The 13,474-nt window shown below is 34.6% G+C and carries 12 protein-coding genes; 1 reads left to right on the forward strand and 11 read right to left on the reverse strand.

Features of this window, described 5'->3' with window-relative positions:
- Positions 1 to 227 precede the first annotated feature (227 nt).
- The 4 genes from ACYVRA_RS04965 to ACYVRA_RS04980 all read right to left on the reverse strand — a co-directional run bounded on the left by ACYVRA_RS04965 (position 228) and on the right by ACYVRA_RS04980 (position 4,715).
- A complete protein-coding gene (locus ACYVRA_RS04965; RefSeq protein WP_461251644.1) occupies positions 228 to 1,511 on the reverse strand; it encodes an adenine-specific methyltransferase EcoRI family protein in 1,284 nt (427 codons plus the stop codon).
- 1,024 nt (positions 1,512 to 2,535) lie between these two features.
- Complete coding sequence (locus tag ACYVRA_RS04970; RefSeq protein ID WP_461251645.1) at positions 2,536 to 3,054, reverse strand: hypothetical protein; 519 nt, start codon at positions 3,052 to 3,054, stop codon at positions 2,536 to 2,538.
- A 288-nt stretch (positions 3,055 to 3,342) separates the two neighbouring features.
- Positions 3,343 to 3,687 (reverse strand): VOC family protein, encoded by a 345-nt coding sequence (locus tag ACYVRA_RS04975; RefSeq protein WP_461251646.1) that lies wholly within the window; start codon positions 3,685 to 3,687, stop codon positions 3,343 to 3,345.
- Between the two features lie 341 nt (positions 3,688 to 4,028).
- Positions 4,029 to 4,715, reverse strand: a complete 687-nt coding sequence (locus tag ACYVRA_RS04980) for a class I SAM-dependent methyltransferase (protein ID WP_461251647.1) — start codon at positions 4,713 to 4,715, stop codon at positions 4,029 to 4,031.
- 310 nt (positions 4,716 to 5,025) lie between these two features.
- Between ACYVRA_RS04980 and ACYVRA_RS04985 the strand changes: the two genes are divergently transcribed.
- On the forward strand, positions 5,026 to 5,361 hold the full coding sequence (locus tag ACYVRA_RS04985; RefSeq protein WP_461251648.1) for a hypothetical protein: 336 nt from the start codon (positions 5,026 to 5,028) through the stop codon (positions 5,359 to 5,361).
- Positions 5,362 to 5,424: 63 nt separating this feature from the next.
- Here ACYVRA_RS04985 and ACYVRA_RS04990 read toward each other — a convergent pair whose 3' ends face one another.
- From ACYVRA_RS04990 to ACYVRA_RS05020, 7 genes are all read right to left on the reverse strand, one after another.
- Positions 5,425 to 5,766 (reverse strand): hypothetical protein, encoded by a 342-nt coding sequence (locus tag ACYVRA_RS04990; RefSeq protein ID WP_461251649.1) that lies wholly within the window; start codon positions 5,764 to 5,766, stop codon positions 5,425 to 5,427.
- A gap of 276 nt (positions 5,767 to 6,042) precedes the next feature.
- The gene (locus ACYVRA_RS04995) at positions 6,043 to 7,008 is read right to left on the reverse strand and encodes a HaeIII family restriction endonuclease (protein ID WP_461251650.1); all 966 of its coding nucleotides are present in this window, start codon (positions 7,006 to 7,008) and stop codon (positions 6,043 to 6,045) included.
- Positions 6,990 to 8,072 (reverse strand): DNA cytosine methyltransferase, encoded by a 1,083-nt coding sequence (locus tag ACYVRA_RS05000; RefSeq protein ID WP_461251651.1) that lies wholly within the window; start codon positions 8,070 to 8,072, stop codon positions 6,990 to 6,992. Before ACYVRA_RS05000 ends, ACYVRA_RS04995 begins: the two co-directional genes overlap by 19 nt.
- 420 nt (positions 8,073 to 8,492) lie before the next feature.
- The gene (locus ACYVRA_RS05005) at positions 8,493 to 9,143 is read right to left on the reverse strand and encodes an SIMPL domain-containing protein (protein WP_461251652.1); all 651 of its coding nucleotides are present in this window, start codon (positions 9,141 to 9,143) and stop codon (positions 8,493 to 8,495) included.
- Positions 9,144 to 9,437: 294 nt separating this feature from the next.
- The gene (locus ACYVRA_RS05010; RefSeq protein WP_461251653.1) at positions 9,438 to 11,027 is read right to left on the reverse strand and encodes a DNA methyltransferase; all 1,590 of its coding nucleotides are present in this window, start codon (positions 11,025 to 11,027) and stop codon (positions 9,438 to 9,440) included.
- A 285-nt stretch (positions 11,028 to 11,312) separates the two neighbouring features.
- Positions 11,313 to 12,164: a hypothetical protein gene (locus ACYVRA_RS05015; RefSeq protein ID WP_461251654.1), complete on the reverse strand. Its 852-nt coding sequence runs from the start codon at positions 12,162 to 12,164 to the stop codon at positions 11,313 to 11,315.
- A gap of 316 nt (positions 12,165 to 12,480) precedes the next feature.
- Positions 12,481 to 13,302, reverse strand: coding sequence for a hypothetical protein (locus ACYVRA_RS05020; protein WP_461251311.1), 822 nt, complete (start codon positions 13,300 to 13,302; stop codon positions 12,481 to 12,483).
- Positions 13,303 to 13,474: the final 172 nt, after the last annotated feature.

Here is a 13,474-nt window from a genome sequence, read left to right on the forward strand (position 1 = left end):
ACTGACGTTTTTGCTTTTGCGATAAGGAAACTGCGAAGCAGTTTCTCGCAAAAGCAAAAATGTGGCGGAACAAAAACGCACAAAGGGGCGTAGCCCCGACTGCGTTTTTGTGTAGCCCGAGCCGCCGAAGGCGGCGAAGCAGTTACCGACCTGTTAAGTGCCGGTTTACACAACGCCTCGTTATCTTACTACGTCTGCCTTTTTATACAATATATTTATAATAAATTTTATTTTTTCTGCACTAAAACCCTTGCAAAACATTCTTTTCCATTAATATATGGCGTATATCTTTTTTCATTGGTAATCTTATATCCCTTTTCTAATACGCCGTTTAATATTGGGTCTGTTGATACGGCAAATTCTTCTTTATAATCATTCGGTATATAGGAATTATATAAATTCAAAATCCCATTATCGTCATATTTCTTGTATTTTTCAGGTATTTCTTTCAATGGGACAATTTTTAAATTTTTATATTTAGGTCTGTTTTTTATTGGAATATTCGTATACCAATGCGTAGGGGCTTCCACTATTTGCTTTTTTATATCTAAAAAACTTCTAACCCTATTATAGCCAGCCCAGGCTTTATTGTTCTTGAAATACTTTATAAACGCAGTATTTATAGGATTTGTGTAATTTGAAATAATTAAAAACTTCTTTCCGCTTTCAATAATGATTTTCCAATAATCTATAGCCCTTGAAAATGGTGGATTAGTGCATACTATATCCGCTTCATCTTTGAGTATTTTTATTGAAATAGAATGGTCAAAACTACCTGTATATCCTTCGGGATATTCCTTAAATTCCTTGTAACCGTCTTTGGTAAATATATATCCTTTGGCTTTTTGATTAAATAAATCAATACCGCCACTGTAATGGGTACATATCAATTTTTTTAATTCAAGTTCTTTGAAATTCTGCAAAAAATATAATGCAAATGCTGAAGTGTTTTTTTTATCATCATCAACAGCGTCATCGCAATTACAAAAAACTGTTTTATCTTTCCATATACTTTTATCATACATCGAAAGTTCTTTTTCAATATCTTCATATTTAGTATAAAATTCGTCATTATTTACTTTCTTCGCTTTTTGCAACAATTCTTTTCTGGTAACTCCACGTTCTTCTAAAGATGGTGTTGTTCTCTTTACAATTTTAACTATTTGTTTTTTATCATCAGTTTTAATAAAAATTTCTTTTAGGAACATTGGATGCATTTTTATATATTCCGTGTAATGGTTAAAAAAAGGAGTGTTGAAAAAATATATTTCCTTGCTCTTTTCTTCCCGTAGTTCTCCAAATTTTTCTTTGATGTCATTCTCAACTTTTGTCATGTTTTTAACTTCACAAGTGAATAAATATGTATAAACGGTTTCTTTTGATTTTCCGGTCATGTTATTATATTCTTTTAAACGCCGTTCAAGGTCATTGGTTTTACCTATTTTGCATTTAGTTGTTTCTTTTGAGGATTGAACTATATAAATGTATTGTTTTTCCTTGTTTTTTGCCAAAATAATTCCTTATTCTTATCATACCATTAAGATATTATTTTATCAAGTAAGGGATAATGCCGACGCATATTGCGTCGGTGGGCTTCCTCAAGAAGCCCAAAAAGAAAAAATGTAATAAAAAGCCATTATAACCTTGCATACTGTACCGAAGGCAAATAATTATAATACATTAATTACATAATTTATTTATATTAGATATGTAGTCAGTCGCATATATCTAAGGGTAAACTGGCACTTAACGTCCGGCGGTAAACGACGTTTTTTTGCGCCCGATGAAGAAAACCGCGCAGCGGTTTTTCGGGCGCAAAAAAATGTGGGTGGAGTGAGGCGTGGGAGCCTTCAGGCGACCTAGCCGAACGGAACCCCGAGCCGCCGTCAGGCGGCGATGCGTTTACCGACCTGTTATGCGATGAAACCGCAACTGCCAATAATTAAATCACCTTATGCCAATTTTCAAATAGACCTTGTTTATTTGATATAATTATTTTGAATAATTTATGCTCCCATATAAAACTGATTATACGTTGCCATATTTTTTAAAATTTGTAAAGAGGAAAAAATGCCTGTAATAAATTTACATTCGCAGTAGGTTAGCGTATATATGAAACAGCGAAAAGCCTATAATACCATAATAGTTTATATTTACATATGCATAAATACTGAATAAATTGACAAGATTTTATCAAATTTATCAAAAAGGCTATTTTATTCAAAATATTATAACCAAAAAATAAAAGAAGTGTTTGCTGTCAGATATAAGTAGGCTGCTCTAATCTTTTATGGGATTAATCCTTGAATTATTTTGCGGTTTTTTCGCATAACGTTCCGGCTGTAACTGAAGGTTTTTTGCGCCCGACAAAGAAAAATGCGAAGCATTTTTACGGGCGCAAAAAACTTTGGCGGAGAAAAATCGCACAAAGGGCGTAGCCCGACTGCGGTTTTTCGTAGCCCGAGCCGCCGAAAGGCGGCGAAGCAGTTACAGACCTGTTATGTGCAGGTTTGCCTTTTTTCAATAATTTTAATTTTATATTTCCCACATTTTTATATTCCTATATGGATTACATTTTACCAGCCCTATCTTATTTGTTTCTACTTCAAAATATTCCACTAATATTTTTATGCCATTAATTAATTCATTTTTATTTAATTTCACACCTAAACTTATATGCGGAATCCATTGATTTTCTATATAATTTTTATCCAATAATATTTTATCATTTGTTTTTATTATTTTACTAATTTTTTTATTTGATTCTATTAGGTAATCATTCATTATTGGCAATAAGAACAAAACATTTGGATTAAACATTCCAATAGATGCTATTTTGATATTATTCCTGTTAAATGTTGAGATATTATTTTCAACAATATTTATTATTGTATCTACTGTTTCATCATATTTAAATAATGAAATTGTAATATGCGGAGGAATGTTATTGTCCACCATATATCTATTTCCAGTTTCATTAGCTATTTTTAATATTAATGAATTTATTTTTTCTTCTGTTGTTTTGTTAAAATAGAACACTACTGCATATTCCATGATTTTTCTCCATATATTTTTTAGTATATTATGTTTCTAATTTTATGTCAATATTCCTGTAACCATCCTAGGCAAACTTGCACATAACGTTCCGGCTGTAACTGAAGGTTTTTTGCGCCCGATGAGGAAAAATGCGAAGCATTTTTACGGGCGCAAAAAACTTTGGCGGAGAAAAACCGCACAAAGGGCGTAGCCCGACTGCGATTTTTCGTAGCCCGAGCCGCCGTAAGGCGGCGAAGCAGTTACAGACCTGTTATGCGACGTACAGCCCGTACACCATTTATACAATTATTTTTTATTCTCATTTTTATCTATTTGTATTAATTCTATTGGCAAACCATCTTCCTCAATAAATGCCACTACATTTCCTTCAGATGGGCTATTAGGTTCAATTATTATTTTACGTCCTTTTAATGCTTTTTTTAAATTTTTTACCTCAAATGCCAGATGTGGTTTTGTTTTAACTATTTCGGGTAAATTACATTCTTTTTCATATCTCATCCATTCTATTCCAAATTCACTTTCTTCAAAACCATAATGATATAATTTGTAATCCTTTAAATAATGCTCACCAGCAATACTTTTTTCAGTCGGAACACCAATATGATGATATTTCCATTTTGTTTTTGCCATTATACTTTTCCTTTACTTAAACAAGTTTATTATTATTTTAGAATTAGGTCAATTAAGTTTTATTCTTATTTTTATGCCTTTTTGTTTATATTTTCCATTTTATATTCAAAATTTTTGATCAATTTTAGGGCTGTATGTCGCATAACGTTCCGGCTGTATATGACGTTTTTTTGCGCCCGATGAGGAAAAATGCGAAGCATTTTTACGGGCGCAAAAAAATGTGGCGGAGCGAAACACCACAAAGGGGCGTAGCCCCGACTGGTGTTTCGCGTAGCCCGAGCCGCCGTAAGGCGGCGAAGCATATACAGACCTGTTATATGCCGTTTTTCTTGCCTTATTTTTTATTTTTCTATTATCAATAATAAATTTGACGGTAATCCTAAAAAATATGCCGTTTTTATTTTATATTTTTTTATTCCATTTTCTTCACAAATATTCTTTAACCCCTTTTTTGTCAATAAATTTAAATTTGCTTCATCCGCAAAAAAATCTTTTCCGATTATTTTTAATATTTTCCTATGTATGTTTTTCGGTAACCAATGTATTAGCGGTATTGCCGTATGTAATTCTACAGGATAATATCTATTCGGTGTTGTTATAAAAACATATTTTTTCGCTACCCTAAAACATTCGCTTATAAACTTTTTTTGGTTAATATATGATCCCACATGCTCAATTACAGCAGAGGAAAATACCAAGTCAAATGTATTTTTTTCAAAAGGCATTTCAAGAGCCGTTCCTTGTATAAATTTTAGCCCTTTATATTCACTTTCCATCCAACTTGCATCCTGGTCTGAAATCGCTGTTATTTTTTCAGGCATAGGAAATAAATTTTCAAAAAAATTTGATGAAATTTGAGTTTTATCCGCCGTAACTCCAACATCAATTATTGAATCTAATTTTTCCAAATCAATACTTTGAGATAAAATTTTATAAATTTTTACCCTTGTATTATATGCTGCTTTATCAAAAATTGATTCTTTAGTTGCTGTTGAATATGTATCAACATTGACCATAACATCACCCAAAACGTATATACCAATGATTTTTTTCTTAAATCCAATTCAAGAAAAATGGCATATAACGTTTTGGCGGTAAAAGACGTTTGGGGCAGGTTATAGGGCGTTGCGTAGCAACGACCCCTGCCCCAAATGTGGCGGAACAAAAGCGTGCAGAGGGCGAAGCCCGAACACGCTTTTGTGTAGCCTAGCCCCGAAGGGGCGTACTTTTACCGACCTGTTAAGTGCCGGTTTTGCATTTTTTATTTTAATTATAATTTAAATTACTATTGACAAAAATATTAAAAAATGGATAATAAAATATACTGGAGGTTTAAAAATGGTAAACAATGAAGAATACATTGTAAGACATAGGTATTTTAAAAATGCAGAAGTTGTTTTATTCGTTGAAGAAAATATGACAAATACCCGTCAAAGTAATGGTGATGGACGTGCTGCAGAAAATATGGCTAGACAAATTATGGTTTCTCCTACTACTATTTATCAAGTAATGTATATATTAAAATATGCTTCAGAAGAAATATTAAAAGAAGTCTTACTAGACAAAATTTCAATAAAAAAGGCATATAATTATCTTAAAAATCGTGAAAAAAAAGATTTTTTTAATTTTCTATGGGAATATCTTGCTAAAAAAGGATACTCCCGTAATAAATAAATAAGAGTTTTTTATATTAACCGTCCCGAAAAACGGCTAATATAAACATAATATTATAGTTAACTACATACCTTTAGTACTTTCATATCTCACCAGTTTATCATTAGAAAAATAAAATTTGGTGTATATTTTATAAGTGTAGGCATATCCTCCCATAGTTAAACGAGTATATACGAATTCGTATATTTCTCCAGTTTCGCTGATACCTGATCTTGTTGCTTCAGGCCAAATACTTTTGAATTCATTAGTACTTATACCAACAACAGTTTTTTCAATCCTGTCGGGATGAGCCTCTTCAAGAGTATCTGCATAACCTTTTGTAGTACTTACGCTTGCACAACTAAAAAGCATGGTTCCAGTAATTAGAACCAAGAGAACAACCAGAAATTTGATTGTCTTTTTCATAAATTTCCTCCTAAATGATTAATATTATAATAATATTTTAACATTTATTCACATAAATTACAAGTGCAAAACTGGCACTTAACGTTCCGGCGGTAACTGACGTTTTTTTGCGCCCGATAAGGAAAACCGCGAAGCGGTTTTACGGGCGCAAAAAAATGTGGCGGAGACAAAACCCACAAAGGGCGTAGCCCGACTGGGTTTTGTCGTAGCCTAGCCGCCCTCAAGGCGGCGTACAGTTACCGACCTGTTAGGCGACGTTTTTGCTTTTTTCAATATTTACCAATCAACTTCTTTATAATATAATTCAGCAGGTTGGCCTAAAAGCTGTATATCAAATTTTAGACTTGGAATAACTTTTGATTCAGCATTGTGGATTCTAAAAGTTATTGCCCATCCATTATCCATAGTAAGAACCACTGTTGTTTTAGAATTTTCTTTCAATGACAAGTCAATAATTTTTGTGGGAAATTTAATTTTTCTATATCTTATACTTGGTTCTTTATTTGTTGCTCTTTTATTAAGAGTTCCATATATATTAAAAGGCTGTATTTTTACCTTGTTATTATTACGATGAATAATTTTATAATAATCCTTACCATTTGAGCCAATTAAATATATAACAAGTTTTTCAGCGACTAAATTTTTATGCTTTTCATATAGTGAATTAAGTTCTCTCATAAAAGCTTTCAAAATTGGCAAATAAACAGTTTCAGATTTATTCGAAATTTCCGACCATTTCTTTTGTTTTTCTTTTAATAATGACAAATTATCAAAAATAGGTGTAATTTCTTTAAAATAACTTGCATCACAATTAATATCTAGCCATTCCTTGCCAAAATCTATTGTTTTTGAAAGACGAGAATGTTTTAATGCTGAATGATTATGTTTGACTGATATTCCAATCTCCCACGCAATTGAACGCCTAATTATTAAAATATCACGAACGTCTCCACTTATTGCAACATTATCTGGTTGAAGTGAAATTGTTAATTTATCATTTCCATCTTCTTCAATTTTAGGTTCCATATCCATGATCGTTTTAATACCAGCTACTGCAGATTTTTTCATTTTATCTTGCTCGTTTTTTGGGATCTCATTATAACGTACATATGCAACTGATAAACTGCTGTTTTCAATTATTTCTATTGGACGAATATTTTCCAATAATTCTTTTATAGCCATGATACATGCATATTCATACGCCTTTCCCATAACTGTTGGATTTATGCTAGTACTTGGCATCTTTTTTTCCTTGCTTTATTGTGCGTTTCCAAAACGTCTTGGATGTAACTATCATCACTAATTATCGTTAACGCTGTTGCGTTTTCATGTTTTATAATTTGATTTTTTATAGCTGTTGCTATTATTTTTGCCATTCGAACAGGAACGGCATTACCGACCATTTTATAACCATCTTCAAGATCTTTATAATAAAATTTAAATTTATCAGGGAATGTCTGCAAACGTGCACATTCACGAATTGTCAAGCGTCTATATAAATGTTCCTTTCCTTTAACAAACTTTCGTTTGTTTTGTTCAATAAAAACCATTTTGGGGGCTTGCGGATGTAGTTGTGTTTGCCTTCCTGTTGCTTGAACAGTAAAACCTTGTTCATTCCATTGGCGGACACGATTCCTGCTCATAAAGATTGTTGAAAAACCACCAGTAAAATATTCATGATTTGGAATTATCAATTCAGGATTTGTTTTATTTTTAATAAGTGCGGGTACAGCCGTATCTTTCAAATCACCAATAGCTTGTTCTAAATTCATGCGCTTGTTTGATGATTTTGGAAACTGAAAGGAAAAACCTAAATCTTTACGAATTCCTATATAAAAAACCCTTTTCCGATCTTGTGGAATTCCATAATCAGCAACATTCACGAGCGTAACTGTAAGGTTATAACCGGCTGCTTCAAATAAATGTTTGATTATTTCAACTGCTTCTGTATGCCTTTCCGAAAGCATACCCACAACATTTTCAGCAAGAAAAAATTTAGGCTTTTTTGCTTTTAATATTCTTATATAATCAAAAAACAATTGTCCACGAGAATCATTTATACCAAGTAAAGTTCCAGCCTCAGACCATGACTGGCACGGTGGTCCGCCGATTATACCATCACAATAAGGCACATCAGAAGACTTAATTTTGCGAATGTCCCTTTTGTCTAATTTGCAGGGGTGATTTGCTTCATAAGTCTGCCAAATTGTTTGGTCATATTCATTTGCGAATACAACCTCAAATCCTGCCTCTTCAAAGCCTAAATCAAGCCCCCCTGCTCCTGCAAAAAAACTAGCAATTTTCATCAAAATCCCCTTTTTTGTGAAAATTTAACAAAAGCGTGTCATTTTAACCCACTTTTGAAGTATAGTCATTCCCAAATCTTTTTAGATTATATATTTTAATGCCATCAGTGTCAACATGATTTTTGAAGCATCTGACCATTTCTTTTAAATCTTATCTTTATGTATCACCTTTTCATTTTTTAATAATTTCTACAAAATTTTTCAGGCAAAAATGTCGCCTAACGTTCCGGCTGTAACTGAAGGTTTTTTGCGCCCGATAAGGAAAAATGCGAAGCATTTTTACGGGCGCAAAAAACTTTGGCGGAGAAAAAACGCACAAAGGGCGCAAGCCCGACTGCGTTTTTTCGTAGCCCGAGCCGCCGTAAGGCGGCGAAGCAGTTACAGACCTGTTATGCGAAGTACCCCATTGCTTTTATTATTTTATTGTGCTAAAAAATCACAATATAATTTTTTTTCTATTTCAATATCGCTTATTTGTAATTTTGTTGAACTTTCTGTTGAACCAGCAATACAACAATCTGCAGCACCATATTCATAATCTTCATCATTTCTAGGTTCAAATTCAGATATTTTAATTGCTTTAATAATATTTAAATTTGCTTGCTTTGCATATTGTTTTGCTTTTTCTAAAGCATTACTATAAGCCAAATTCCTTGCTTCTGTTATTTTTTCCTCATAATTATTAATTCCAAAATAAACAGTACAATTCATTGAATCAATATCAATTGTTATTTTATCTATTAATGCTTTTGCTTTTTCTAAATTATCATTAAGATTATCTATTGTAACAATAGTTCTTTGTTCAACTTTTTGACCTTTTAATATATGTTTCTGGTTTTTCCATTCATATTCAGGCTGAAAATTTATTTTATCTGTTTGTATATTGTTTAAACATAATTCATTTGTTCTTTTTAATAAAATATCTACCATTTTATTTACTTCATTTTGTGCATCACTAATTGTTTTTGCGATATATGAAAAAGTATAAGTAATCCTCATAATATTTGCTTGAATTTTAATATTACCAACACCATAAACTGAAATAATACTATTTTCTTGATTGATTTTCATTTAATTCTCCTTATTATCATTTTACTATATTTTCAAAAATTGTCAATATATTAATATCAATATTTTTCAATTTTATTCTTCCATATTGTAAATAATTCAATGGGGTATTTCGCATAACGTTCCGGCTGTTAATGACGTTGCCCGCCCCCCATAAAGCAATGCGTAGCATTGCGGGGGCGGGCAATGTGGGTGAAGGCGGCGTGGGAATGGCGAAGCCATGACCTAGCCGCCTGAACCCTAGCCGCCTACTGGCGGCGTACATTAACAGACCTGTTAAGCGACGTTGGGCGCATTTTATTCACGCTTTATTTCACCGTTAATTTTTAATTTTATTATTTCAATATTTTCCAACCCGTCATTATCCACAACTTTTACCGCTATATTATGCGTTCCGGTTTTTAATACAATAAATTGTTTCCCGTCTTTGTCCATTATTACAGAAGGCTTAAACCTTTTCTTTTCCGCATTATAATCAAAATCCCAACTGTAAAATTCTATTCCGACAGAGCTGTTCCCGACAGCGATAAATTCAATTTTTCTTGCCCCGCCTTCCAGTTTTTCCAGTTCGTTTATATGCACCGCTACAGCCGGTTTTACCGACAGCGGGATAATGTCTTCCACCGTTACCAATTTTATGATTATATTCTCCGAATTTTTTAACCGAGCCGCTTCTTCAACAGCACCTTTGCCGAAAGAAAACGCTATAATATAGCCAACGGGCTTCTTTTCAGAAACATTTTTTTCAAAAAGTATTTTATTGAACTGTTTCGCCGACACGGAGAAATTTTTTATCACATTAACGCCGATATTCTTTGATTGTTTTACCTGTATGGGAATCCCTTCTTTTGTTTTGCCGTCAACGCCCGCGTCCCCGCCTTTTTTATTTTGCGGTATTCCGCCGAACTGCTGAATTATCCATGTTTCAAATTTAAACGGGTCTTCATTGAATAGCGTGTCTTTGTCATATTTATGCAAATGCACCGTATAAGGGGAAGCGGTAAACAAAGCGGCTTGTTCTTCTGTCGCCCCGTATTGCCTTTCCAAACGGAATTCCGTAACCTTAACCGCCTGTACCGATTGGTCTATGCCTATCCATTGCCGTCCAAGTTTTTCCGCAACGGCTATCGTTGTCCCGCCGCCGGCAAAAGGGTCTAAAACAATATCGCCTTTATTCGATGAAGTCTTTATAATCCGCTCAAGCAGCGCTTCGGGTTTTTGCGTCGGGTAGCCGATGCGTTCTTTTGCTTCGCGGTTTAACGTTTCAATGTCTATCCAATAATCCTCCGCTATTTTTCCTTCGTCAACGTAATACTTGTATATTTTGCCTGTTTTTGCGTCAGTTTTCTCCTGATACTCACGCCCGTCAGCGTCGGTTTTTAATTTCATATGGGTGTTTGCTTTACGCGGGACGGAAGCGTCTTTTTCATTAAAAGTATAATTCTTTCCTTTTGAATAAAAGTAAATAGTGTCATGCTTTTGCCCGAATTTATTTTTGCTTTTACCGCCGATTGAATAACACCATGCAATGCTGTTCAAATAATATTTTGTTCCGAATATTTTATCTAATATATTTACACGGATATAAGCGTCAGCGTGCCAGTCGCAATGCAAATAAATGCTTCCCGTATTTTTTAATATACGGTGCATTTGTTCAACACGTTCATACAGCCAGCCGATGTAATGATCCATTCCTCCCGACCATCTGTCCTGAAAAGAGCGTATTTCGCCTGCGTCTCCCCAAATAACTTCATAATTGCGGTTGCTGAAAAACGGCGGGTCAAGGTATATTAAATCCACATATTCATCGGGAAACGTTTTTAATATTTCCAGATTGTCTCCGAGAATAAGTTTATTTACGGTAAAATTTAATTCATCATCAGCCACAAACGCCGTAACCTCCGAAACGCTTGCGACATTGGATTATTTTTACAGCATTATTTTATTATTATTTTACAATAATGCCGCGCCCAATGTTGCTTAACGTTTTGGCTGTAACTGAAGGTTTTTTGCGCCCGATAAGGAAAAATGCGAAGCATTTTTACGGGCGCAAAAAACTTTGGCGGAGAAAAAACCCACAAAGGGCGTAGCCCGACTGGGTTTTTTCGCAGCCCGAGCCGCCGAAAGGCGGCGATGCAGTTACAGACCTGTTATGCGTAGTTGCAATTTGCTTTATATATTTACCAATAATTTATTTATTCTATATGTACAATCAGAAATTCTATCTTCCTCTTTTTTCCATGAGTCCGATAACGGAAAATATACATTGTCTTTTGAGTCTTTTCCCATATCCCATTTGCCATTTTTACTATTACTATTAAGCCATTTAACAATAAATTTTAATTGTTTTTTACATTCTGGATTATTGTATCTAGACAATATTTCAATCGCACGCAAATAGCCGCTTGTAAATTTTGATTGAAATATTATTGGAGTATTTGATAATTTCTTGTTATATACATAATACATTCCAGTATCATGTTCAATGATATGCTTAAAATAATATTTTTCAATCGACTTATCCAATATATTTGTCAATAATGAAATTGGGTAAAAATGAACAAAATCTATCAGCCTGCCTGCTTTTGGATTCATTTTAATGCCTAATGTTTTTTCATAAGCATTTATATAAGTATTATGATCATAATATCCGTTTTTGAATGAGCTATTTATTATTTCAGCCCATTTGCCGGCTGTTTTATTTGCCATTTTATTTTCTTCTGTAAACCTTCTTATCCATGTAGATAGCATCAATTCCATATATATTTTTGTATTATGCAACTTTTCTTCACGATCCGGCGGTCTGTTTTTTCCGATTAAGCAATCATTCATGTACTTGATTGCACTTTTTATTGGCTTGTCCTCTATTGTAAAACCTAATATTTCCAGTCTCCTCAAAGCCTGTTCCGTTGTTATTGGGTATCTTCTGTTTAAATATGACAATGAATGAAAATAGCCCCATGAACCGTCATCATGCTGTAATTCGATAATATTTTTTGCCCATTTTCCGTTTTTATAATCCATATCTTTTTATACCATTTTTTGCAACATTTGTCAACCAATTCAAATTGCAATTACGCATAACGTTCTTAGGTAAAAGACGTTGCAAGCCCCCATTAAAGCAATGCGGAGCATTGCGGGGGCTTGCAATGTGGGTGAAGGCGGCGTGGGAATGGGCAACGCCCATGACCTAGCCGCCTGAACCCTAGCCGCCCGAACAGGGCGGCGTACTTTTACCGTTTGTTAAGTGCCGTTAGTCCGTACACCATTATTTTTTAATACATTCTCCATTTTATTCAGTGATAAAATGGAGTCAGTTACATTTATTATTATTCTTACGTTACCGCACTCTGGTATAAGTAATAACCGGCGTCCCAGAAGTCGGCGTATTTTTAGTAAGAGTATTGCCATCGGCGGATAAAGTAAGCGTGCCGTCAGCCCAATTAGCAAGAGCGTAAGTAGTTCCATTCACCAATATATTCTGACATGACCATGTACGGTTCCCCGTTGAAGCGATATTCCTTATAAACACATCGCCGATAGTGATATTCCCCTTATCCCTGGCTTTTAGCCAATCGCCCGTAACCTGCGTAAAGAAACCGTTGCTGCCCTCGATAGTAACAAGCATTCCACTGGCGACTCCGCCGGACACTTCCCTCCACGCGCCGTTAATCCCATCGGTAATCCTGCTATAAGTAATAACCGGCGTCCCAGAAGTCGGCGTATTTTTAGTAAGAGTATTGCCATCGGTGGATAAAGTAAGCGTGCCGTCAGCCCAATTAGCAAGAGCGTAAGTAGTTCCATTCACCAATATATTCTGACATGACCATGTACGGTTCCCCGTTGAAGCGATATTCCTTATAAACACATCGCCGATAGTGATATTCCCCTTATCCCTGGCTTTTAGCCAATCGCCCGTAACCTGCGTAAAGAAACCGTTGCTGCCCTCGATAGTAACAAGCATTCCACTGGCGACTCCGCCGGACACTTCCCTCCACGCGCCGTTAATTGATGTGTTGGAACTATTACTACCAGTACCGTCTCCATTGTCATTATTGCCAGTGCCATCATCACAAGCCACCATTGAGAACCCTATTACCGCAACAAGGGCGATAATCCCGACTATCCGTAGGATAGTTTTGAAATTGATTGTGTTTTTCATAACACGCTCCTTTATAATTTTTGCCGCCGTAAGGCGGTCGTGGGCGAAGCCCACATTAATTACAAAATTTGCCTACCGTGCCGAAGGCACATTCTTAAAACCATTAATGCAATTATTCCTCAATAAAGTTTAGGACTAATGGCACTTAACGTTCCGGCGGTAAAAGACGTTT

The organism is Treponema sp. R8-4-B8 (assembly GCF_054786175.1).